23 protein-coding genes and 1 tRNA gene are annotated in these 22900 nt (G+C 57.2%); 8 read left to right on the top strand and 16 right to left on the bottom strand.

Going from position 1 to position 22900, the window contains the following annotated elements; translation table 11 throughout:
* Window positions 1–11: 11 nt before the first annotated feature.
* The 6 genes from nrdE to WMP97_RS01905 form a co-directional block, all read right to left on the bottom strand.
* Window positions 12–2174, bottom strand: a complete 2163-nt coding sequence (gene nrdE / locus WMP97_RS01930; RefSeq protein ID WP_340439685.1) for a class 1b ribonucleoside-diphosphate reductase subunit alpha — start codon at window positions 2172–2174, stop codon at window positions 12–14.
* Between the two features lie 54 nt (window positions 2175–2228).
* Entirely contained in the window at window positions 2229–2660 is a 432-nt protein-coding gene (gene nrdI, locus WMP97_RS01925) for a class Ib ribonucleoside-diphosphate reductase assembly flavoprotein NrdI (RefSeq protein WP_023020851.1), read from the bottom strand.
* Window positions 2661–2682: 22 nt separating this feature from the next.
* Window positions 2683–2922 (bottom strand): glutaredoxin-like protein NrdH, encoded by a 240-nt coding sequence (gene nrdH / locus WMP97_RS01920; protein WP_023020850.1) that lies wholly within the window; start codon window positions 2920–2922, stop codon window positions 2683–2685.
* A gap of 304 nt (window positions 2923–3226) precedes the next feature.
* Window positions 3227–4132 (bottom strand): esterase/lipase family protein, encoded by a 906-nt coding sequence (locus WMP97_RS01915; protein ID WP_340439684.1) that lies wholly within the window; start codon window positions 4130–4132, stop codon window positions 3227–3229.
* 163 nt (window positions 4133–4295) lie between these two features.
* Window positions 4296–4418: a type B 50S ribosomal protein L36 gene (ykgO, locus tag WMP97_RS01910; RefSeq protein ID WP_003847162.1), complete on the bottom strand. Its 123-nt coding sequence runs from the start codon at window positions 4416–4418 to the stop codon at window positions 4296–4298.
* Between the two features lie 120 nt (window positions 4419–4538).
* On the bottom strand, window positions 4539–5894 hold the full coding sequence (locus tag WMP97_RS01905; RefSeq protein ID WP_239204909.1) for a sugar porter family MFS transporter: 1356 nt from the start codon (window positions 5892–5894) through the stop codon (window positions 4539–4541).
* 27 nt (window positions 5895–5921) lie between these two features.
* On the opposite strand from WMP97_RS01905, the gene nadE reads away from it, so the two are divergent.
* On the top strand, window positions 5922–6743 hold the full coding sequence (gene nadE, locus WMP97_RS01900; RefSeq protein ID WP_239204907.1) for an ammonia-dependent NAD(+) synthetase: 822 nt from the start codon (window positions 5922–5924) through the stop codon (window positions 6741–6743).
* Here nadE and WMP97_RS01895 read toward each other — a convergent pair.
* Window positions 6740–7465: a fructosamine kinase family protein gene (locus WMP97_RS01895; RefSeq protein ID WP_340439683.1), complete on the bottom strand. Its 726-nt coding sequence runs from the start codon at window positions 7463–7465 to the stop codon at window positions 6740–6742. The two genes, nadE and WMP97_RS01895, sit on opposite strands and share 4 nt — an antisense overlap.
* 30 nt (window positions 7466–7495) lie before the next feature.
* Window positions 7496–7870: a DUF805 domain-containing protein gene (locus tag WMP97_RS01890; protein ID WP_239204903.1), complete on the bottom strand. Its 375-nt coding sequence runs from the start codon at window positions 7868–7870 to the stop codon at window positions 7496–7498.
* 78 nt (window positions 7871–7948) lie between these two features.
* Between WMP97_RS01890 and WMP97_RS01885 the strand changes: the two genes are divergently transcribed.
* Complete coding sequence (locus WMP97_RS01885; RefSeq protein WP_340439681.1) at window positions 7949–8857, top strand: NAD(P)/FAD-dependent oxidoreductase; 909 nt, start codon at window positions 7949–7951, stop codon at window positions 8855–8857.
* Between the two features lie 53 nt (window positions 8858–8910).
* Here WMP97_RS01885 and WMP97_RS01880 read toward each other — a convergent pair.
* The 4 genes from WMP97_RS01880 to pgm all read right to left on the bottom strand — a co-directional run bounded on the left by WMP97_RS01880 (window position 8911) and on the right by pgm (window position 11961).
* Window positions 8911–8983, bottom strand: a tRNA-Ala gene (locus tag WMP97_RS01880).
* Window positions 8984–9059: 76 nt separating this feature from the next.
* Window positions 9060–9809 carry a DsbA family protein gene (locus tag WMP97_RS01875; RefSeq protein ID WP_239207955.1) on the bottom strand — a complete coding sequence of 250 codons (750 nt, stop codon included), beginning with the start codon at window positions 9807–9809 and terminating at the stop codon, window positions 9060–9062.
* 54 nt (window positions 9810–9863) lie between these two features.
* Entirely contained in the window at window positions 9864–10328 is a 465-nt protein-coding gene (locus WMP97_RS01870; RefSeq protein WP_239204897.1) for a MauE/DoxX family redox-associated membrane protein, read from the bottom strand.
* A 16-nt stretch (window positions 10329–10344) separates the two neighbouring features.
* Window positions 10345–11961: a phosphoglucomutase (alpha-D-glucose-1,6-bisphosphate-dependent) gene (gene pgm / locus WMP97_RS01865; protein WP_340439680.1), complete on the bottom strand. Its 1617-nt coding sequence runs from the start codon at window positions 11959–11961 to the stop codon at window positions 10345–10347.
* Window positions 11962–12094: 133 nt separating this feature from the next.
* Here pgm and WMP97_RS01860 point away from each other — a divergent pair, with 133 nt between their 5' ends.
* The 5 genes from WMP97_RS01860 (at window position 12095) to WMP97_RS01840 (ending at window position 17745) form a co-directional block, all read left to right on the top strand.
* The gene (locus WMP97_RS01860; RefSeq protein WP_340439679.1) at window positions 12095–13516 is read left to right on the top strand and encodes an alanine/glycine:cation symporter family protein; all 1422 of its coding nucleotides are present in this window, start codon (window positions 12095–12097) and stop codon (window positions 13514–13516) included.
* Window positions 13517–13526: 10 nt separating this feature from the next.
* The gene (locus WMP97_RS01855) at window positions 13527–13829 is read left to right on the top strand and encodes a fluoride efflux transporter family protein (protein WP_340439678.1); all 303 of its coding nucleotides are present in this window, start codon (window positions 13527–13529) and stop codon (window positions 13827–13829) included.
* Window positions 13826–14185: a fluoride efflux transporter FluC gene (locus WMP97_RS01850; protein WP_340439677.1), complete on the top strand. Its 360-nt coding sequence runs from the start codon at window positions 13826–13828 to the stop codon at window positions 14183–14185. Before WMP97_RS01855 ends, WMP97_RS01850 begins: the two co-directional genes overlap by 4 nt.
* A gap of 61 nt (window positions 14186–14246) precedes the next feature.
* A complete protein-coding gene (locus WMP97_RS01845; RefSeq protein WP_340439676.1) occupies window positions 14247–15449 on the top strand; it encodes an alpha/beta hydrolase in 1203 nt (400 codons plus the stop codon).
* A complete protein-coding gene (locus WMP97_RS01840) occupies window positions 15436–17745 on the top strand; it encodes a bifunctional lysylphosphatidylglycerol flippase/synthetase MprF (protein ID WP_340439675.1) in 2310 nt (769 codons plus the stop codon). The genes WMP97_RS01845 and WMP97_RS01840 overlap by 14 nt, the downstream gene beginning before the upstream one ends.
* A gap of 54 nt (window positions 17746–17799) precedes the next feature.
* On the opposite strand, the gene WMP97_RS01835 is transcribed toward WMP97_RS01840, so the two are convergent.
* The 4 genes from WMP97_RS01835 to WMP97_RS01820 all read right to left on the bottom strand — a co-directional run bounded on the left by WMP97_RS01835 (window position 17800) and on the right by WMP97_RS01820 (window position 22465).
* On the bottom strand, window positions 17800–20343 hold the full coding sequence (locus tag WMP97_RS01835; RefSeq protein WP_340439674.1) for an ABC transporter permease: 2544 nt from the start codon (window positions 20341–20343) through the stop codon (window positions 17800–17802).
* Window positions 20344–21072 carry an ABC transporter ATP-binding protein gene (locus tag WMP97_RS01830; RefSeq protein ID WP_023020834.1) on the bottom strand — a complete coding sequence of 243 codons (729 nt, stop codon included), beginning with the start codon at window positions 21070–21072 and terminating at the stop codon, window positions 20344–20346.
* 144 nt (window positions 21073–21216) lie between these two features.
* Window positions 21217–21621: an HNH endonuclease signature motif containing protein gene (locus WMP97_RS01825; protein ID WP_340439673.1), complete on the bottom strand. Its 405-nt coding sequence runs from the start codon at window positions 21619–21621 to the stop codon at window positions 21217–21219.
* Entirely contained in the window at window positions 21599–22465 is an 867-nt protein-coding gene (locus WMP97_RS01820) for a hypothetical protein (protein WP_340439672.1), read from the bottom strand. Before WMP97_RS01820 ends, WMP97_RS01825 begins: the two co-directional genes overlap by 23 nt.
* Before the next feature lie 206 nt (window positions 22466–22671).
* Between WMP97_RS01820 and WMP97_RS01815 the strand changes: the two genes are divergently transcribed.
* Window positions 22672–22900: hypothetical protein (locus WMP97_RS01815; protein WP_340439671.1), on the top strand; the 229-nt coding region annotated here is incomplete at its 3' end.

Here is a 22900-nt window from a genome sequence, read left to right as displayed (position 1 = left end):
CTACCTACCGTTTAGAGCATGCAGGATACGCAGCCCTCGACCTCGGTGCCCTCCAGCGCCATCTGGCGCAGGCGGATGTAATACAAAGTCTTAATCCCCTTGCGCCACGCATAAATCTGCGCACGGTTGACATCGCGGGTGGTTGCGGTGTCCTTGAAGAAGAGGGTGAGCGATAGACCTTGGTCCACATACTTAGTGGCTACGGCATAGGTATCGACGATCTTCTCGAAGCCGATCTCATAAGAGTCCTTGAAGTACTCCAAGTTGTCATTATCCATGTGCGGCGCCGGGTAGTAGACGCGACCGATCTTGCCTTCCTTGCGGATCTCAATCTTGGAAGCAATCGGGTGGATGGATGAGGTGGAGTTATTGATATAGGAAATCGAACCCGTCGGTGGCACTGCCTGCAGGTTGCGATTATATAGTCCGTACTTGGCCACGTCCTGCTTCAACTCCTCCCAGTCCTGGGCGGACGGGGTGTGGATCGAAGAGGACCCGAAAAGCTCCTGGACCTTCTTTGTCTGCGGCTTGAACTCTTCCGGATCGTAGCGGTCGAAGAATTCGCCGGAGGCGTACTCGGACTGCGGGAACTCCTTAAAGTACTCACCGCGCTCGCGGGCAATCTTATTAGAGGCACGCAATGCCGCATACAGCACGGCCGCGAAGTAGGCATTAGTGAAATCCAAGCCTTCTTCCGAGCCATACTCGATGTGCTCGCGACCCAAGTAACCGTGGAGGTTCATCTGGCCCAAGCCGATAGCATGAGACTCATCGTTTCCGCGGCGCACAGACGGCACGGAATCGATGGACGTCTTATCCGCCACAGCGGTCAGGCCACGGATGGCAGTCTCCACCGTAGTGGCGAAGTCCGGCGAATCCATGGTCATCGCGATATTCAGCGAGCCCAGGTTACAAGAGATATCGCTGCCCAGCTCCTGGTAGGTCAGATCCGCATTGAATTCGGAAGCGGAGTTAACCTGCAGGATCTCCGAGCACAGGTTGGACATGTTGATCCACGACGTCTTTACCGGATTGGCGCGGTTCACGGTGTCCTCGAACATGATGTACGGGTAGCCGGACTCGAATTGCAGCTCTGCCACGGTCTGGAAGAAGTGACGGGCGTTGATCTTCTTCTTACGGATGCGTGGGTCTTCTACCATCTCCTCATAGTGCTCAGTAACGGAGATGTCACCGAAGGCCTTGCCATAGACGCGCTCTACGTCATACGGCGAGAAGAGGTACATATCGTCATTGCGCTTGGCCAGCTCGAAGGTGATATCCGGCACGACGATGCCCAGCGAGAGGGTTTTAATGCGGATTTTCTCGTCCGCGTTCTCACGCTTGGTATCCAGGAAGTCCATGATGTCTGGGTGGTGCGCATTGAGATAGACCGCACCAGCGCCCTGGCGGGCACCAAGCTGGTTGGCATAAGAGAAGGAATCCTCCAGCAGTTTCATTACTGGGATAACACCGGAAGACTGGTTCTCAATGTGCTTAATGGGCGCGCCGGATTCACGAATATTAGACAGCAGCAGGGCCACGCCGCCGCCACGCTTGGAAAGCTGCAGCGCGGAGTTGATGGAGCGTCCAATTGACTCCATATTGTCCTCGATGCGCAGCAGGAAGCAGGACACGAGCTCGCCACGCTGGGCCTTGCCGGCGTTGAGGAAGGTTGGGGTGGCCGGCTGGAAACGGCCGTTCATAATCTCGTCCACAAGGCGCTCTGCCAAGCCAGTATCACCATCTGCCAAGAATAGGGCGGTCATGGAAACACGATCCTCAAAGCGCTCGAGGTAGCGGCGACCATCAAAGGTCTTCAGCGTGTAGCTGGTGTAGTACTTATACGCGCCCAGGAAAGACTTGAAGCGGAATTTACAGGAATAAGCGCGCTTAAAAAGCTCCTTAATAAAGGAGAAGTCATACTGCTCGATGACTCGTGGGTCGTAGTACTTGTTATTAATCAGGTAATCGATCTTTTCTTCCAGATCATGGAAGTAGACCGTGTTTTGATTAACGTGCTGCAGGAAGAATTGGTTTGCGGCCTCGCGGTCTTTATCAAACTGAATCTTGCCGTTTGCATCGTAGAGATTCAGCATCGCGTTGAGAGCGTGGTAGTCCAACTGCTCTTCCGGCTTTACTGGCTCGGCGACGGTCTTCCCCAATTGCGTACTCACAGCTGACAAGGCCTTTCTTAAAAATCAGGATCTTTATTTAAGTCGTGGTGGGTGCTAGGCCGCGGCCTCGAGCCCAAGCTCGGCGGCGTTAGCCATTAAGCCTTCACGACAAATTTTTATATCGTCATCGTTTCCCAGCAACTCGAAACGATATACATAGGGCACTTTACATTTGGCACTGATGACGTCACCAGCCTTGCCAAAGTCGGCGCCAAAATTGCTATTACCACCCGCGATTACCGCGCGAATGAAACTGCGGTTGTGCTCATCATTAAGGAACTTAATTACCTGTGAGGGCACGGGTCGGGAATTTTGGTGGCTAATGGACGCGCCCCCGCCATAGGTGGGACACACCAAGACATAAGGTTCGTTGACCTTGAGGGGCTCCTCCGTGCGGCGCAGCGGAATGCGCGCGCTGGGAAAGCCCAGTTTCTGCACGAACCGGTGCGTATTTTCCGTTGCGGAGGAAAAATACACGACCAACATCGCTACTGGCCTCCCCTACCCCTTAGGCGGATGCCGCTAGGGAAGCCAGGCCCTTGATACGGTCTGGGCGGAAACCAGACCAGTGCTCACCGTTGGCCTCAACTACTGGGGCCTGAACGTAACCCAATGCCATTACGTAGTCGCGAGCCTCGTCATCGGCCGAGATATCGACGAGGTCGTACTCGAGGCCGGCACGATCGAGGGCCTTCTTGGTGGCGTTGCACTGGACGCACGCTGGCTTGGTGTAAACGGTGATAGACATATAGATCCTTAAAGCTCCTGCATTGAAAACTCGTCAGAACGGGGAGCGTTTCCCGCCTATTCGGGCGCTTCCTGCGCCGCTCTGAACAACATCAACGACACTATACTTTGGGGGAAAGACCCGCAACCAACACAATATGTAGTAGTTACAAGCATGGTATTCCCAGGATGACACACCCCCAGGCCCCACATGTTGACCACACCCAAGGACAGCCATGAAACTACATCAATGAGATTCCTGCGGGTTTACCTGGAATTCACCGTTTTGTGTGTCAAAGTTCACATTTCCGGTGCGGCGCTTCGCTTCAGGAACCGACCGTCGATGACTCCCCGGAGACACAGGTCGACGGCCGCGGCCCCTCCCCTGGGGCGCGCTTCAGGCCAAAAATGACCTGGCTCAGCGCCGTGCGGTCAGTCAGCAGCTTATCGTGCCGAGGAGCCACGCCGCAGACCTCACCGAGGTCGAGGTTCACCACATCGGCGCCGTCGACAGCTACCAGCTGCGAGGAGCTATTCGGGGTTACCGTCGTATCCGCCGGCGAGTAGATGGAGGTGTAGAGCACGCCCGGCGCGGTGTCCGGCAGCGCATTGAGCCTTTGCATAAATTCCGAACCCACCACCTGTTGGATGCCGGCCGTGCTGGCCAAGAAGGCGGCGAGGCGGGGTGCGAAGGCGATGAAATTGGCCAGACCTTCGCCCTGCCCACCCAGCGTGGTGCCGTGGAAGTTGCCGCCTAGAGCCACAGCCCGAGCGACGTGCTCAGCCCCGCCGTACATTTGGGTATAGGTCTTAATATGGGTACCGCCCTGGGAATGGCCTACCAAGTCCACTTTCTCTGCGCCGGTTACCGCTCGGACATAGTCCACGTGCCGCGCTATTTCCTCGGCCGCATCATCCAAATCTGAAATGGCCTTCGTTGAGGGAGAGGCATTCTGCAAAGAAACATCATCCGCTCCATAATCAAAGGCCCATACGCACGCACCCTGATCCTTCAACATCGGAATCAAGCTTTTCCACACACCCGCATTGTTATAGGTGCCATGCAGTAGCACCACCGGCTCAACAATCTGGCCAGAAGGCACACAGGAAGGGTCATTGATCCCAAAGGACTCTGGAACAGAGGATTCCCACTCCGACTGAGAGGCATTAGCAATAGGGGCGGATAGCCCAAGGGCTGCAGCAGCAAGCACAGCAACAATTCGCCGGGACATTATTCTTCTTTCTCACGACACATAACGGCGATTTGATTATATTCATACATGTCTCTTTATTCCCCGTGGCCCTGGAGAAAATTATCCCTTGTGCCATAATTCACCCATAAAAAATCCGCCCCGCTCCGGAAAGCCGGAGGGAGCGGATGGAATCGCGTCTCAATTAGCCCTGACGAGCCTTGAAACGGGGATCCTTCTTGTTGATCACGAAGACCTTACCGTGGCGGCGAATAACCTGGGCGCCCGGCTTCTTCTTCAGCGACCGAAGGGACTTACGGACCTTCATCGGGCGCTCCTTTCGTTATGCGCAATCTACATGCGGTTGAATAAGTAAAGCACGGACTGGGAATCCCCAGCCATGACACGAGGAAAAATTTTACCTCACACGGCCGTCAATACCAAAACACTAAGGCTTGACGACTGCGGACTCGCGCTCGTAGCGCGACTTCATCTCCTCGCCTACCTCATCCAGGCTACGTCCCATTGTCTCTGGAACCAAAATGCGGGTATAGGCAATGGCGATGAGACCAAAGACTCCAAAGACCATAAACGCCACCGGGCCAGTCAGCCACTCCACTAGCGGCAAGAAGTACTGCGCCACGGCCCAGTTGGTGGCCCACAACGATAGTCCCGCAATGCCCATGCCTAGACCACGTACCTGCAGCGGCACTAGCTCGGAGATAAGCAACCACGTCGTGGGTGAGACCGCCGCCTGTTGGAAGGCAATAAACAGCGCCATAAATACCAACGAGACCATGGCCATAGCGGTGGAATCCTGGGCGTGGGAATAGGCGAAGGAAAGAATGAATAGCGAGACCACGTTGCCGGTCAGGCCGATGAGCAATAGGCGCTTGCGCCCAATGCGGTCTACTACCTTTAGGCCAACCCAGCAGGCGAGCACGGATACCGTGCCGATAACGATGGAGGTGTAGACCGAATTGGCCGTAGAAATCCCCACCTGATTCATCATGGTCGGCGCGAAGTACACGATGGCGTTCACACCGGTAATTTGCTGCGTTAGCCCCATCAGCATGGCCAGCAGCACCGTAATCTGCATCCACCGGTTGGCGGTAAGCGCCTTCCACTCAGACCCGCTGGACTTGCGTGCGGTCTCCTGCGACGTCAGCTCCGAGATATCCATTCCAGCGCGCCCGGCAATTTCTTGGGCACGAGCCATCTTATCGTTCGTCGCTAGCCATACCGGCGTCTCTGGCAGAAACACCATTCCGAGCGCCAACGCTAGTCCTGGCACGGCGGCCAAGCCCAGCATCCACTCCCAGCTGCCAGTAGAGGCCAACGCGGAGTTGACCAAGTAGGCCATCAACTGACCCACCACAATCGCCAGGGTATTGAGAGAGACCATGCGCCCGCGCACCTTGGCAGGCACGATCTCCGCGATGTACATGGGCGAAACGATGGATACCGCACCTACAGCAAAGCCCAAGAACGTGCGTGCCGTAGCCAGCATGCCCACCGAACCGGACAGGGCGCACCAGATGGAGCCCAGCACGAAAATGATGCCACCCGCAATCAACGTAAACCGCCGGCCAAATCTATCGGCAATGCGCCCAGCCGTAAGCGCACCAACAGCAGCTCCTACGAGCAGCATCGAGGTCACCCACCCCTCTTGGTGGGCGCTCATGTCGAATTCGGGGCTAATAAAAAGCAAGGCACCGGACATCACTCCGGTGTCGTATCCAAAAAGCAGCCCGCCGAGGGCCGCTATGCCAGCTACTACCTTGACATAAACATCCTTATTCACAGCACAATATTGTGTCAGGCGGCTACCATGAACGTCATGTCGAACGATGCCGAAAACCTGCAGCAAACCATCATAAAAGCCCTGGGTGTACGCCCCTTTATCGATCCAGAAGCGGAAGTCCAGCGCCGCGTGGATTTCTTGGTTGACTACCTGCGCACCACCGGCGCTAAGGGGTACGTGCTGGGGATTTCGGGCGGCCAGGATTCCACCTTGGCAGGAAAGCTCGCGCAACTGGCGGTGGACCGCGTAGACGGCGCGGAGTTTTGGGCCGTACGTCTGCCTCACGGTGTGCAGGCCGATGAGGACGATGCCCAGATTGCCCTGGATTTCATCCAGCCTGATCACCGTCCCACCGTCAATATCAAGCCGGCCACCCTCGCCCTCGACGAGCAGGTGGCGGATGCTGTGCAGCTTGCCGACGTCACCGATTTCAACCGCGGCAATACTAAGGCCCGCCTGCGCATGACCGCCCAGTACGCCATCGCCGGCGAGGTCGGCGCCCTCGTCATCGGCACCGATCATGCGGCGGAAAACGTCACTGCTTTCTTCACTAAGTGGGGCGATGGTGCGGCAGACCTCCTCCCCTTGGCCGGGCTCAATAAACGCCAGGGCGCCGCCCTCCTAGAGCACCTCGGCGCCCCGCGCTCTACCTGGGAGAAGGTCCCCACCGCGGACTTGGAAGACGATAAGCCCCAGATTCCCGACGAAGAAGCCCTCGGCGTCACCTACGCCCACATCGATGACTACTTGGAGGGAAAGGCGGTTCCCGATGCCGCCCGCGAACGCATCGAAACCCTATGGCGCCGCGGCGCTCATAAACGCATCATGCCGCAGGGGCCAAACCTTTAGGCCAGTGCCTCCAAGGTTGCGGCAGCCGCACGCTCCAGCGGCCGGTTATAGCTTGCACCGTGCGTGAGCGCATGCACCGCTAGTGGATGCAGCTGATGCATAGGAATCCAATTCTCGATATCTTTCGGCGCACCATAGCCCTGGAAAATTTCTTCTAGGTATGGTGCCCCGAAAAGGGCCAGCATTCCCAAATCCGTATGCGGATGCCCGCCGTGGGCAGCGGGGTCAATCATGATGCCGCCATCGGAACCAAAGAGCAGGTTTCCCGCCCACAGGTCACCGTGGATGCGAGCCGGCGCCACATCCCAACTGTGCGCGGCGATGGCATCGCAAGCTCGCCTTACCAAATCCAACTGCGCCGAACTAATCCCAGCCAGTTCCGCAAAAGGCAGCACGCGCTGCTCGACGTAGAACTCACCCCAGTTATCCGTCGGGATGCAGTCTTGCTCGATGCTGCCGATGAAGTTCTTTCCCTCCCATCCGGCAGGAGGTGCGCCAAACGCTTCGGCTCCTGCGCGGTGCATGCGAGCCAACTCCGCACCAAACTTCCTCGCCGCCTCCGGCGTGGGCATGACCTCGTCCACGCGCTCGGTAACGATCTCTAGCCCGTCGGCGCTTACTACGTTGACCACCGCGTCGGTAGCTTCTCCAAGCCACCGCAATCCTGCCGCCTCGGAGCCAGCTTGATCTGTGTCGCGTACTCGCTTTGAAAAAGTCTGCATGGCGCCCAGCCTAATCCGGCAGGGAAATTTTTAAAGCGCCGCGCGCTCCCGCGTGGGCAAACACATCATGAATAGAAGCGCTAACCCACCGAACACGGGGATAAACCCGATCAAGCATAAGAACCCTGTTCTTCCAGAATCGTGCAACCGCCGGAAAATTAAGGAAACGACCGGCATAGCAAGAAATCCTTTTACAACAGGCTTGATATTCACGCCATAATGCTGATCGACGGCGTTAATGGGCACTGAAATCAACACTAGAAAGCCAAATACCCACCAGAACTCACTCACAGACGCTCGACCAAGGAAGTTGAAGTATCGAATAAAGAACCTGCCCACTGCCTGTGCAGGAGACGCCCCGTAGAGCGCATCGCGTGTAAAGAACCCCGTGGATTCGTAAGTCATAACGCGCGGGCCCCTTCGACGTTGGCTGCATATACTCGGCTGCGAACCATGCTACCCACTTCCCATAAAGGATGAGCAATGCAATCAGACGTCATCATCATCGGCGGAGGTTTTGCCGGCACCGCCGCTGCCATCACTTTGGCCCGCGCTAACCGGAATGTTCAGGTTATCGATTCCGGCACTCCCCGCAATCGCTTCAGCGAACATTCCCACGGCGTCCTCGGCCTCGATGGCGTGGCTCCCACCGAGCTGCTCGAACGCGGCCACGCGGAATTGCAGAAATTTGGTGGAAATATTTCCCACGACACCGTGGAAAGCCTTTCCCGACCTTCCGAGCAGGCCCCGTGGCAAATAAGACTCACCGATGACACGCTTCTAGAATCCCGCCATGCCCTCGTTGCTACTGGCCTCACAGACAAGCTCCCTGATGTCCCTGGTCTTAGTGATTTATGGGGAACGCGCATCTTTCACTGCCCTTATTGCCACGGCCATGAGGTCAAGGGGAAGAAGGTTGTGCTCATTGGCGGCGCGAATCCGCCTTTTACTATCCGCATTAGCAAACTGCTTTCTAAGTGGACGAGTGCTCTGACCTTCTACACCAACGGCCTTGAGCTCACCGGGCTTGACCGCACCCAGCTCGCCGGATTGGGCGTAGAGATAAACGATGCGAAGGTGACACAAGTCCAGCCGGATCAGGCCTCGCCCACCGGCGTAGAAGTACACAGTGCCGATGGAGCACACATCTACGAAGCATCCTTTACTGGGCCCGATTTTCTGCCCAACGATGCACTGTTACGGGATGCTGGTTGCGAACCGGCCAATGGCTGGGTCAAAGCAGAGCGTGGCCAAACCTCAGTATCGCGCCTATGGGCAGCCGGCAATGTAGTCAGTTCGCCGGATCAGGTCTCCCAAGCGATGGGTAGCGGCGCCGCCGTCGGCATTGCTATCGACCAGTGCATGCTTGATGAGGACTTAGCGAAACTATAGACACCCGAGACAAACAAAAAGGAGAGGAACTAATGTTCCTCTCCTTTATATTGTGGAGCTAACGGGATTCGAACCCGTGACCCCCACACTGCCAGTGTGGTGCGCTACCAGCTGCGCCATAGCCCCTCAAACGAGGTGCAACCTTGTGGGCTGCAACTCGCTTAAATATACATGGAGGGCATTTAACTCTCCAAATCGCCTGCTACTGGGTGACGATTTCTACCCAATCGCCCAGGTTCTTGCCGGCCTTTTGATCCTTTTCGGTTGGAACATCCTTGCCATTTTGAACAATACGCGGCGAAGAGACAGAGCCGGTTTCTTTATCCAGCTTGTCGTAGTTGGTCTTCGCCACCTTATTGCCCTGCTTGATATCCACGTCCTTCATGGAGTCAACAACATCATCTTCCGCGCCAAGCTTCTTGGCTGCTTCTGCGATGTCCGCAATCTCCCAAGAAGAAGCCACCGTTTGTTGGTTTTGCAGCATGTAATCACGCAGGTTCCAGTAGGTCTTAACGTCACCGGACTTAGACAGCTCAGACATCGCGGCTGCCGCCTTAGTGGAGTAGCCTTCTTGGTTTTCAATATCCTTGCCATCCAAGAAGTTGAGGGTGCGCACGTGAACAATCAGCTTGCCATCTTCGATGGCCTTCTTCATGTCACCGTCGGTAGCCTGAGCTAATTCAGCACAGTGAGGACAGGAGAAGTCCTCATACAAATCCACCTCAGGGGTGTCCTTCTTGGCACTGTCAGACTTAAGGGTGATAGCTCCGTCGTTGTATTCCATGGACATATTCACGTCCTGGGCTTCAAGGTCACCGACAGAATCCGTGGACGACTGCTTGCCATTCCACACGATGTAGCCAATGACAACGGCAATGATGACAAGGAGTACGCCGACTCCCCAGATAAAACCGTTGCCACCCTTGGCGTTCGGGTCAGTTACTTTGCTCATTTGAACCTTGCCTTTGAAAATTTTCGGACCAATACAGCCTACCTTGCCCACCTATCAGGGGTGAAGGGCAAACTTAGTGAAAGGGCGTTTAATAGTCCAAACAGTGAGGAATAGATACGCGGCATCGCGCAACAGCGTCTTCGCATAATCCATTCCGCGGTCAGGATTTTGGGCGTCATAGCCAAAGCAGCCGCAGTCAATATCTAGACCGCGGGCCCAAGCCTGCGCGATGCCCACCATAAACAACAGCAGCACGATGGTTGCCACGATGGAGGACCTCCGCAAAAACAACCCGAGAAGCAAGAGCACGCCACCGATAACTTCCAATGGACCAATGACCGTTGCTAGGTAACCAGCCCACTCAGGCGTAAAAATGCCATAGCCCTTGATGGCCTGGGTCATGTCCAGAGTTTTGCCGAGCTTATGCACGCCGGCCTCAATCCACACCCAGGCCATGCCAAAGCGGGCGATGAAGCTAATGACATCGAGCACCAGCTTCCCATTAATCTTGCTACTCACGAGGATGAGTTTAGCGTTAAACCTCTAATACATGGGTAACAACTGCCTGTGCTTCTGCTTGCACCTTTCTGAGATGTTCCTCACCTAGGAAAGACTCCGCATAGATTTTGTATTTATCTTCCGTACCAGAAGGACGCGCGGCAAACCACGCATTCTTTGTCGCCACCTTCAGGCCGCCGATGGCAGCACCGTTGCCGGGAGCCTCGGTTAGTTTGGCCATGATCTCCTCCCCTGCCAGCTCCGTAGCGCTGACTTTTTCGGGAGATAGCTTCTTGAGGATGGCCTTCTGCTCGCGGTTCGCGGGGGCGTCGGTGCGAGCATAGGCTGGGGCACCGAATTTTTCCGCCAGCTCCGCATAGCGCTGAGACGGTGTCTTGCCCGTCACCGCGGTGATCTCCGCGGCAAGCAGATCCATAATGATGCCATCCTTATCGGTGGACCATACGGAGCCATCGAAGCGGAGGAAAGACGCACCGGCGGATTCTTCGCCACCGAAGCCAATGGTGCCTTCGACCAAGCCCGGCACAAACCACTTGAAGCCGACGGGAACCTCCACCAATTCGCGTCCCAAGCTTTCCACCACGCGGTCAATCATGGAGGAGGACACCAAAGTCTTCCCCACACCGGCATTCCCCCACTGCGGACGGTGACTGAAGAGATACTCAATAGCCACGGCAAGGTAATGATTGGGGTTCATCAAGCCCGCATCGGGAGTGACAATGCCATGGCGATCCGCATCGGCGTCGTTGCCGGTGGCAAGGTCGAAGCTTGAGCGGGCGTCGATAAGCGAGGCCATGGCATCCGGCGAGGAACAATCCATGCGGATCTTGCCGTCTGTATCCAAGGTCATAAAGCGGAACGTGGAGTCCACCTCAGGGTTGACCACGGTCATATTCAGCCCGTAGTGATCCGCAATGGCCTGCCAATAGTCCACCGAGGCACCACCCATGGGATCAGCGCCGATGCGCACGCCGGAATCCTTGATGGCCTGCATATCCACCGCGTTTTCTAGGTCAGCAACATAGTTTTGTACGTAGTCGTGCTTCACGCAGCGCTCGTCCAGCACGCCCGCGACAGACGTCCGCTTCACGCCCTCCAGCCCGGCGCGCAAGTAGTCGTTGGCGCGCCCTGCAATCCAATCGGTTGCCTGCGCATCGGCCGGGCCGCCGGTTGGCGGGTTGTACTTGAAACCACCATCGCGCGGAGGGTTATGCGAAGGAGTAATCACAATGCCGTCGGTACCGGGGTGGGTCAAAATCGCGTGGGATACCGCCGGAGTCGGGGTATAGCGGCCGCGATCGTCGACGCGAACCTCCAGCTCATTGGCCAGCAGCACCTCGAGGGCGGAGACCATGGCGGGCTCGGATAGCGCATGGGTATCGCGGCCGATAAAAATTGCCCCGGTAACGCCTTGCTCTGCGCGATAGTCCACAATGGCTTGGGTGATCGCCAGGATATGCGCCTCATTGAAAGCGCAGTCGAGTGCGGAACCGCGATGCCCAGAGGTACCAAAGGAGACCTGCTGGTCTGGGTTCTCCGCGTCCGGGGTGCGGGTGTAGTAGGCGGTGACCAATTCTGCGATGTCAATGAGGTCCGATGGTTGTGCAAGCGTGCCGGCGCGCTCGTGGGCCATGGCGTACTCCTTGGGGTTGGGGTCCGTATAGCTATAGCTTGCCTTCTCCCCAGTGATTGCGCAGGACGGATGATCCCCCGGCTGGGGGTATGGCCAAATTTACTCCATTTCTATAGTTCGCTAGATTTGCAGAATGGACTCGCTTAATTCCATTCTCTCCGCCATCAGCACCGTGGTCTGGGGACCATTCATCCTCATTCCACTCCTGTTGGGCACGGGCCTGTGGCTGACAATCCGTTTGGGTGGCCTCCAGTTCCGGACGCTAGGGCGTGCGACGCGCCACGTCTTTGCCACAGACTCTGATGATGAGTCCACCGAAGGAGATATTTCCAATTATCAGGCGCTGACCACCGCCCTTGCCGCCACCGTAGGCGTGGGAAATATCGTGGGGGTGGCTACCGCGCTGTCTATTGGTGGCCCCGGCGCGCTGGTATGGATCTGGATTACGGGCCTAGTGGGCATGGCCTCCAAATACACCGAGGCGTACCTCGGAGTGCGTTTTCGCACCACCGATTCCAAGGGCGAGATGTCCGGCGGCCCCCAGCAATATCTCAAGCGCGGCATCCCCGGACCGCTCGGCTCCGTGCTAGCTGTCTTCTTTGCCATCTTCGCAATCTGCGCCTCCTTTGGCATCGGCAACCTCGCCCAAGCCAATGCCGTGGCCACCAATATGGAATCCACTTTCGGCATCGCCCCAGCGGCCACCGGTGCAATCCTGTTCGTCTTGGTAGGCTCCGTACTCCTCGGGGGAATCCAGGCCATCGGCCGCATCACCGCGGCCTTCGTGCCTTTAATGATCATCGTTTATGTTCTTGGTGGACTGTTTGTGATCTTCTCGCACGCTAGCGAGATCCCCGCCGCCTTCGCCATGATTTTCAGCGGTGCTTTCACCGGCACGGCCGCCGGCGGCGGCTTCGTGGGTTCTACCTTCATGATGGCTATTCAATACGGCGTCGCCCGCGGCATCTTCTCCAATGAGTCCGGCATGGGCTCCGCCGCCATCGCCGCGGCGGCCGCCAAAACCCCGCACCCGGCGCGCCAGGGGCTAGTCTCCATGACGCAGACCTTCATTGACACCATCATTGTGGTCACCATTACCGGCTTGGTCATTGTGGTGGGTGGCACCTGGGACATGGGCCGCGACGAGGCCGGAATCATGACGGCTGAGGCCTTCTCTCGTGTACTGCCCGGAGACTGGGGCGGCACCATCGTTTCGCTCTCCATTATTTTCTTCGCCTTTTCCACCATCATGGCCTGGGCTTATTATGGCGAGCGTTCCCTGGAATCCCTGTGCGGCCGCAAGGCTTCCATCCCCTACCGCATGTTCTTTGCCTGTCTGCTTTTTGTCGGTTCCGTCTCAGAGCTCGAGCTTGCCTGGACCTTCTCCGATCTGGCCAATGGCCTCATCGCCATCCCGAACCTCATTGGGCTGCTCCTCCTTTCCGGCCTCGTGGCACGCGAGACTAAGGCGTACCTAGCCTTTGATCCCAAACTCACTAAACCGGTAGATGAGGTACGCGCGTTCGTAGAGTCCCAGGGAATGGACTGGAAGTAACATAGGCCGCATGCCTCAATTCCTCGTCGTGGGTGCTGGCGCCGCGCTCGGCGCGGCTGCTAGATACCTACTCTCCGCAGCGCTCGGCGGCGGGATGATCCCGCTGCTTATCATCAATATTCTCGGCAGCGCGCTCATGGGGTATTTCCGCCCCAGCCCATTCTGGGGCACGGGCGTGCTGGGCGGTTTTACTAGCTTCGCTACCTTCGCTTTCCTCACCTCCGAGGCGCAGTGGTCCATCGCCCTAGCCTATGTCCTAGCCACCATCGTTGGCTGCGTGGGCGGCTACCTGGCGGGTGACAAGCTGCGATGAATCTTCTATGCGTCCTTCTCGGCGGCTTCATAGGCGGCAGCCTCCGCTATGGTTTTACCCGGCTTTTACCTGCCCCCTATTGCACCTTCGTGGCGAATATTATGGGTTCCCTCACCCTCGGCCTAGCCTATGGTTTCGCCCAGCTTGCCGACGCCCCCCTCATCCACCCCTTCCTCGCCCTCGGCCTTGCAGGTGGCCTGTCCACCTGGTCCACGCTGGCCAAGGAACTAGGAGAGATGATCAAACGCAAACAATGGTGGCGGCTGAGCAAGTATCTCTTCTGGACCATCGGGCTCGGCATCGTATTAGCTTGGCGCGGCACCATCTGGGCGGCCCGCATTTATCACGGGATTTAAGGGGTAAACTCCCAGCTAACTAGCAGTTACTTTTGGCCCGCTCAGGCCTAATATTTTTCGCGTGAGTTTCCTTTTGAATCTGCCTTTGGCGGATCCCATCAATGGCGTGATCTTTTACGCCATCCTCGCGATTGCGGCCATCATCATTCTCCTCCAACGCAAGGTGTGGCCACTGATCATCGCCGCCCTGCTGTGCATTATTGCTTGGTTCTTACTCCGTCACTGGCAAGTGCCGTGGTACATCTTCCTCGCGGCCTTCGTCCCCGTGGCGGCGCTGGTACGCAAACCTAAGATTATCACGGTCACCGCCGGAATCTTTTCCCTTTTGGCCACGGTCGGCATCGTCAACATGGAATACCTAACCTATCCAGATATTGCGTCCCTTGACCCGCGCCCTGTGGCAAAGGAAATGAGCTACGAAGAGTTTTCCCACACCAAGTCTGGTGCAGCCATCGTCCATGTGGATCTTCCCGGCACCACCTCCCATTTCGCCGCTCGGCAAGCCACGGCGTATATTCCGCCGGCATACTGGACGGACCACACCTTGCCTGTCATCGTGCTCCTGCACGGCAACCCGGGCGGCCCGGATCAGTGGTTCGGTTCGGGCGAGGCGGCCGAAACTGCAGACCAATTCCAGGCGGCTAACGGGGGCCGCAGCCCCATCGTCATAGCCGTGGACGCCACCGGCTCTGAAACCGCCAACCCCATTTGCGCCGATAGCTCCCAGGCTATGGTAATGACCTACCTCAGCCAGGACGTACCACAGGCCATTAAACAAAAATTCAAAGTCAACCCGGATCAGCGCACCTGGACGGTGGGCGGATTAAGCTACGGCGGCACCTGCTCCCTACAGATCGCCACCAACCGCCCCGAAGCCTATGGTTCCATCATCGACATTTCCGGCGAGGCTGAGCCCACTATTGGCAACCACGCGGCGACGGTGAAGAAATTCTTCGCCGGGGACGAATCCGCTTTCAATGACCAAGACCCCGCCCACCTGCTCGCCCACAAGCACTTCTCTACCCAGGCCATCTTCATCGCTGGCGATAAGGACACTGCTTCGGTCAATGCTTTGCGCTCGCTTTCCGATGCCGCCCGCACCGCCGGCATGAAAACCTACTTTGGCACCCGACCCGGCGGCCACTCCTTCCAGGTGTGGCGCCCAGCCCTGCGCGAATCCTTCGCTTGGGCCGCTAGCCGCGGTGGAATGACCGCTATCAAGGATCCCTTCGATGGAATTGGAGCCCACGATGTCCGTTCTTAAAACCATCCTGACCAGGTTTCCCGTTTCCCTAGCCGTCTTAGTCATTATGTGGGCACTTCACCTAGTGGATTTCCCCACCTCCCACTGGCTGGCGCTGACTACCGCGCACCCCGGTGGCGCCATTATTTTGTCCGTGCTCATCGTGCTCTGGCTCGTTCCCGCTGAATGGCGCTTAGGTTCCTTGCGCACATTGGCGGTAGGAGTTGTCTCCCAGCTCATCAGCATCCCGCTGTCCATCGTGCTCGCCCGCGGCATTGAGACCGTAGGCCTAAATCGATGGGGCAATGACTTATTGAGCGATACCTTCCTCACCCCTATCGGCTTTATCGCCGGTGCTGCTGGTTTTGCTTCCGCTTTACTCCCTCGCCTATGGCGCCGGCGACTGCGCGTTTCGCTTATCGTGCTTACCGCCACTTTTGTGCTCTATTCCGGCACCATGTCAGATGTTCTCGGCATCGTCGCCGCCACGCTTTCTATTACGGCTGGCCAATTGCTCTTTAAACCCGAATCCGCGCCGTCTTCCATCAGGGAGCGTCGCGTGCTCCTCGCCGTCGGTATCGCCTGCGTAGCCATTGGCCCCGCCTTCGTGGCACTCGACCCCATGGCCGAAGGTCCGTTCTCCCAAATCACACAGCTCCTGTGGGCACCACACCTTTCGGCTCTGGAGGCCACTCAAGTCTGCGCAGATTCGCTAACTTCTACCAGCTGTACCGCCGCAGTCGATCTCGCCCGTGCCCAAGGCATCGGCGCCTTGGTAGCCAATATCATGCCATTCATCATCCAGCTGGTGGTGTGCTTTGGTCTCATGCGCGGCCGCGTGCTCGCTTGGTGGATGGCGGTTATCACCCAAGTACTGGCCATCGCGTTGCTGACCTACCAGCTTTGGGATGATTCCCGCCTGAGCTACCTCCTGCCCAACCTCGTGCTCGTCATCCTGCCCTGGCTCTTGGCGCTATTCATGCTGCTTATCAATTATTCGCTCTTCCGGATCCGCGAAAACCGCGCATTTTTCACCCGCACTATTGTCTTCGCCATCCTTGCCTCTTCCCTCGGCGCGGGCTTGTGGATCCTTACAGCCTCGTTGCACAACACCGTTCCCCCAGCAAATCTTGCCGACATCCTCGCAGAGACGCCCTTGCGCTTCGTTCCGGCCGTCGTTGCGCTTATCCTTCCCCACCACGTCGCGCCGGCAACGATGTTTTCCTGGTTCATCTACCTATGGGTTGGAAACGCCTTCTGGATCCTGCTGGCAGTCCGGCTCTACCTTGGCTTTTCTCGGCCCGTTGATCCTGCACAAGAATCCGACCGCGACTCGGCCCGCCGCCTGCTCGAATCCGGCACCGGCGATCATCTTTCCTTTATGACGCTGTGGAAATCCAACCGGTACTTCTTCCACGGTGACTCCTATGTGGCCTACCGTGTCTCCAATGGCATTGCGCTCACGCTGGGCGCCCCCGTCGGCCGCGATATCAGCGCCGAATTCGAGCGCTTTGCCTCCGAGCAAGGCTGGGCCGTGGCGTGGTATTCCGTCAATGCGCAGTTCGCGGATGCTCACCCGCAGCTCAAGCGCCTTCAAGTTGCAGAAGAAGCAGTCCTCAACTGCGAATCCGTGGAATTCAAAGGAAAGAAATTCCAAAATGTGCGCACGGCCCGAAACAAAGCCGAGAAGGAAGGAGTTAGTACTCGGTGGACCACGTGGGAGGAGCTAGATATAGCCTCTATCGCCCGCATTAGCGCACTCAGCGAGGACTGGGTTTCCGACAAGGCCCTACCCGAGATGGGCTTTACCCTCGGCGGCTTAGAAGAAATGACGGTGACCGGCACCCGGCTTTTGCTTGCTGAATCCGCCGACGGCACTTTGCATGGTGTGACCAGTTGGATGCCGGTATACGAAAACGGTGCTATTACCGGCTACGTTCTCGACGTCATGCGCCGCAACGAGCACGGCTTTAAGGGAGTAATTGAGCTCCTCATCTCAGAGGCAATGCTCATTGCCCAGTCCGAAGGCCTTGCCTGGATCTCCTTGTCCGGTGCGCCATTGGCTGGACAGCCTGACGAGCCTAACTGGCTCGACGTCGCCCTCAATCGCATTGGGGAAGAAGTCGAACCGCTCTACGGCTTCCGCACCCTCGCGGCCAGCAAGCGCAAATTCCAACCCGAGGAGCACCCGTGGTACCTGTGCTATCACGATGAATTGAAGCTTCCTTCCATCGCGCTGGCCACCATGCACGCCTACCTGCCCGATATGAAGACCAAGGATGCGGTATCGGCAGTCAAGGCATGGATGGCCGCGTAAAAGCATTAAGGCCTCCCCTCAACGTGTGATGAGGGGAGGCCTTAGACTAGGCAGCTAGTCGGCGATTGCTTCCAATGGCGGCGTCTTCGCCGCGCGGTGCGACGGCCATACTGCCGCGATAATGCCGACGAGGGCCGAGCCCACAAGCATAATGAGCACCATCGCCCACGGAATCTGCGCAGAGTCTAGTCCCTCATCGCCGAGGATCTTGATGAAAGACCAGCCCAAGCCGAGCCCAATGAGGATGCCCATCACCGCGCCAAAGAGCGCGATCTGCACGGACTCCAGGGTAATCATCGTGCGGATCTGGCGGCGTTGTGTGCCCACAGCCCGCAACATACCGATCTCCTGGCGGCGCTCGATTACACCCAAGGTCAAGGTATTGACAATGCCCAACACCGCAATAATGACGGCAAGGGCGAGCAGACCATAAAGGATGGAGAGCATCTGGTCAATAAAGCCTGCAGCTTGGCCCGCATACTCCTCACCGGAATTGACCTGAACCACAACCAGATCCTTGACCGCATCCTCCAAGTTATGGCGCAGTTCTTCCTTGTCATAGCCTTCTTGACCCAAGACGCCCACCATCTGGACGGTAAAGGACTTCTCCGGTGCAACCTTTTCAGCTACCTCCTGCGAGAGCACCATATTCTGCACCACATCGGTGGACTTAAAGAGGCCGACCAATTTGGCCTCGGCCTTCTTGTCCTTTTCCGCAGAAGCTACCTTATAGGTCTCTCCTACCTTCCAGCCGTGTTCCTTGGCAAAGTCTTCGGTAGCAATGAATCCCTTATCCAAGTTGGCATCGCCCTCGACCATATCGAGCGCAATCATCGACGACGGATCTCCATCCGCAGTCGTGGTCTGCTGGAATTGCGGACCATAATCCATCGATGCCTGACCATCAACGGTCACCGGAGCCATACCGATGGTGATGGCCTTATCTACGCCCTCAGCCTCAGCCGCACGCTTACCAGTGTCCTTCGGTGTTGGGAATTCACCGGAGCTAGGGCCAGAAAGGAGGTAATCGGAGGTGATGTTCTGCTCCACGGTATCGGCCACGGAGGACTTCATCGTCGCGCCAAGCATGCCAATAGCCGTCACCAAGGCCACGCCTAGGGTCAGGGCAAATGCAGTAGCAGCCGTGCGGCGTGGATTGCGACGCGAGTTCGTCGCCGCCAAAGAACCGATAGCACCGAAAGGCACACCGATTACCTTGCCTACCGTCGGCACCAAAGGGAGCGACAGGGCTGGGCCAGCCAAGAAGAATCCGACAATGATCCCGAACGCGCCCACACCGACGAGGACGGCGCGGACGTTCGTCTCGCCGTCGGAAAGCACGCCTGCCAACGCCGCAACAATGCCAACCAGCAAAATAATGGCACCGAAAATTGTGCGGACCTTCAGGGAAGACGCAGAAGCAGACTCGGTGGTGCGCATCGCTTCAACCGGTTGCACGCGACCTGCGCGCCGTGCCGGGGCCCACGCGGACACGACCGTCACGATGGTGCCCAAAATAATCGGGACCACGATGGCCGAAACGCTCAGGCCCAAGCCACCGTCGAACGGCATTCCTTTCGCGCTCATTACTGCCTTAATGATGGCCACCAAGCCCATGCCGGCAACAACGCCGACAATGGAACCCAGAAGTCCCACGATGGCAGATTCCACCACCACCGAGTTCGTAATCTGGCGGCGGGAAGCGCCCAGCGCGCGCAGGAGAGCGAATTCCTTGGTGCGCTGCGCGACAATCATAGAGAAGGTATTAGCGATGATAAACGTGCCCACCAGCAGTGCAATCAGGCCGAACGCAATGAGGAAGTAGTTAATGAACTTCAAGGCGGAGGACATCATCTCAGAGGTTTCCTCCGCCAGGCGCTCGCCCGACTCCGCCTTGACGTCATATTTGTCATTTAGGTGATCCACCAAGGCGTTCGCATCCACGCCTTCGGCCGCAGAAACCTTGAGCTGGCTCGGATCGCCGTAGCGCTCCAGGTAGTCCTTCTCGGCCATGCTCAGCACGATGCTATCGCCCTGGTCGACGGCGGGCTCCGAGATACCAGAAACGGTAACCGTATCCTGCTCATCGGGGTGAACCACAATGAGCTTTTGTCCCACGGAGATTCCGTATTTATCCGCCGCGGAGGAATTGACAAGGACTTCGTCCTTACCGCTCGGCTCCTCGCCCTCCTTTAGCTTATCGGCACCGCCAACGACCTTATCCTCTGGATAAAACGGGACAACGCTGGCCGTACCGCCCTGAGTCTGATAGGCCTCCGAGTTCTCATTGGCTGCGACGACAGTCTCCGAATCCGCAATATTGATGTTCTTGACATCTTCATCATCGGCCAACTTCTGGCGAAGCTTTTCATCCAGCTTCGCGCCATTGTCGTCCTTCTGGCTCACCACCGCATCCACGCCACGAAATTCATTATCCACGGCGGAGTCAAAAGTAGACTTCAGCGAATTGGTGAACATAAACGAGCCGGCAATAAACGCTGTGCCCAAGACCACCGCGAGAATTGTCAGCCCAAGGCGCAACTTATGCGCCACGATATTGCGCAGGGACACCCTGCGCATTGCATTTCCGCGTGCCATTTAGCCCTCAATCTCCGCCATTACCTGGTGAATGGCCTCCATCGTCGGATTGTGCAACTCGTTGACAAGCTTGCCGTCAGCAAGGAAAACCACTCGGTCCGCGTACGACGCTGCCTTCGCATCGTGCGTCACGATGACCACGGTTTGGTCATCCTTGTCCACTGCCGTGCGCAAAATATCGAGCACCTCGGCCGAAGAATTGGAGTCCAGGTTGCCGGTTGGCTCATCGCCGAAGATAATTTCCGGACGGGAAACCAGCGCGCGGGCACAGGCCACGCGCTGCTGCTGACCGCCTGATAGCTCAGCCGGTCGGTGCTCCAAGCGCTCTGCCAAGCCTAGACGGCGAGTTACCTCTTCGAACCACTGCTTATCGACGTCCTTACCCGCAATGTCGGTCGGCAACGTGATGTTTTCCGCGGCAGTCAGCGTAGGAACAAGGTTAAAGGACTGGAAAATAAAGCCCAGCCGATCACGGCGCAGCGCCGTAATGTCCTTGTCGTTGAGCGCCGACATATCGGTATCGCCGATAAACGCCGAACCGGAAGTCGCGGAATCCAAACCAGCCATAGTGTGCATTAGCGTCGACTTACCGGAGCCCGATGGGCCCATGATCGCAGTGAATTCGCTCTTGCCGAACTCAATGGAAACATGATCCAGGGCCACAACGGCTGTGTCATCGCTTCCGTATTGCTTGAACAAGTCAACGGCGCGAGCCGCAGCATCAGTCATGAAACAAATTCTCCTTGTAAATGGGAAATTACCTCTTATAGTTTAGCTACCATGAACGACGGCCAGCATCATCCCAGAGGAGGAAAACGGCACACTAAGGCATGGCGAGATCAATCATGGAGCCGTACTCCGGTTGCCATCAACCTAATCTGTTGCCGTTCCTCTTTTTGTTCTTTGTTGTTGTAGTGCGAGGTATTGTGCCCAGGTGTGGTTCCAGTGTGTTTGGTGTGTGGCTAGGGGCCCGGTGGGGTGGTCTAGTTGGTAGGTGCCGTCTCGGTGGAGCCAGGCGATGGTGCCGGTGATGTGGTCGAGGATGTAGTGGACGCGGCGGTCGGTTTTGATGTTGTGGTGGTGTTGGCAGAGGTTTACTAGGTTGTCTGGGCTGGTCGGTCCGCCTTGGTGGTATTCAATGCGGTGGTCTAGTTGGCATCGTGTGGCGGGGATGGTGCAGCCGGGCCAGCGGCAGGTGGCGTCTCTGCCTTGGGTGTAGGCGCGGATGTCAACATTTGGGGTGTAACCATCAACGTCATCGGCGACTAGGCAGCGCACGAAAGCGTGGTCTATGGGTGCTTGGTTGATGTTTATCCATCCGGCACCAGGAACATAGACGCTGTTTGCTTCTGGGGTTGGTGGTAAAGGTGTTGATAGCCACGCTGGTGTGGGTGTCTTCCAAGATGAGGTCGATAAGTCCTTGTGCTGCGGTGGTTTTCGCTTTATTGACGTAGGCGTCGATGTGGTGGGCGATGATGGCGGCTGTGGCGCGGTCGCAGGTCAGTGACAGGGTGGTGGTGTGGTCTGGATTGATATGAATTCGAAGGCGGGGTTCGGGCTGTTGTTCTTTGTCTTCTGGGCAAAGGTGGGTATCGATGAAGGTGCGGATAAACCGGCGTAGGTCGGCGTCGGTGGGTACTGTTTCGTTTGGTGTGGTGGGGGTGAGGAAGTCTGCGAGTGCTGCGTCGATAGCTTCGAGATGGTCGGGGTTGCTATCTAGGCGGTGTAGTTCGCGGTCGATGATGCGTAATTTGGTCAGATCGAGGATCCAGTGGAGGCCTTGTACTTCGGTGACTAGAGGTAACTGGCGCATGCGGAAGTGGGCGCGCAGGAAGCCGTGGAGTTTCGAGTAGGAGATACCAAGGTCTTTGGCGAGACTGGTCAGGCTTAAATCAACATCTTCGTCTAGTTGGGGGAGGATTGCGCGGTAGAGGAACCAGGAGGTTTTGCGGGTGTAGGTGCCGGCTTGGCCGATGTGGTTTCCGGGTGCGTTGGTGGTGTAGAACGCTTCCGGTACATCATCTTCGCCTAGAAGATCAGTATCGGGGTGGCTGGAAATGAGGAGGGTGTCGGGATAGTCGAGGGCAGTATCAGGTTCGGGTGGGGCGAGTGTGGCAGTCACGAGGTGCACTCCAAAAGGAAGCAGTGGTTCGTACGTGTTTTCTAACCAGTGGTCTTATAGTATCCCGGCTTCCGGACATATGCGCGCGATGGGGGGTGTTTTTGTTCGAATAGGGTGACCTAAACCCGCAGGGATCCCCAGAGTCGAGCGCCAATGGGCAACGGGGGTAAAAGGAAAGGTTGAGGGTTGGTTTCCGACTTCCCATTATGGTGGATGTTGAAGCCATCGTTGTGCGGCTGGTGGGCTGGCCTAGAACGATGAGTGTAAACGCAAAAGGAAGCCGTAGGGGCAACACGTATGTGTGTTGTTCCTACGGCTTCCACCAGCTGGGTGGGCTGGTAAAACGCAAGGAAGAGGGCGGTGGTATACCGTCCTCTTCTTTGTTGTATTTTGTTGTGTTTTTGTTGTTTGGTGTCGGCGGTGACTTACTCTCCC

Source organism: Corynebacterium sp. KPL4072 (assembly GCF_037908395.1).
GTDB classification, from domain to species: Bacteria; Actinomycetota; Actinomycetes; order Mycobacteriales; family Mycobacteriaceae; genus Corynebacterium; species Corynebacterium kefirresidentii.
Note: the sequence above shows the minus strand (reverse complement) of the source record. Positions and strands in the feature narration are given on the sequence as shown.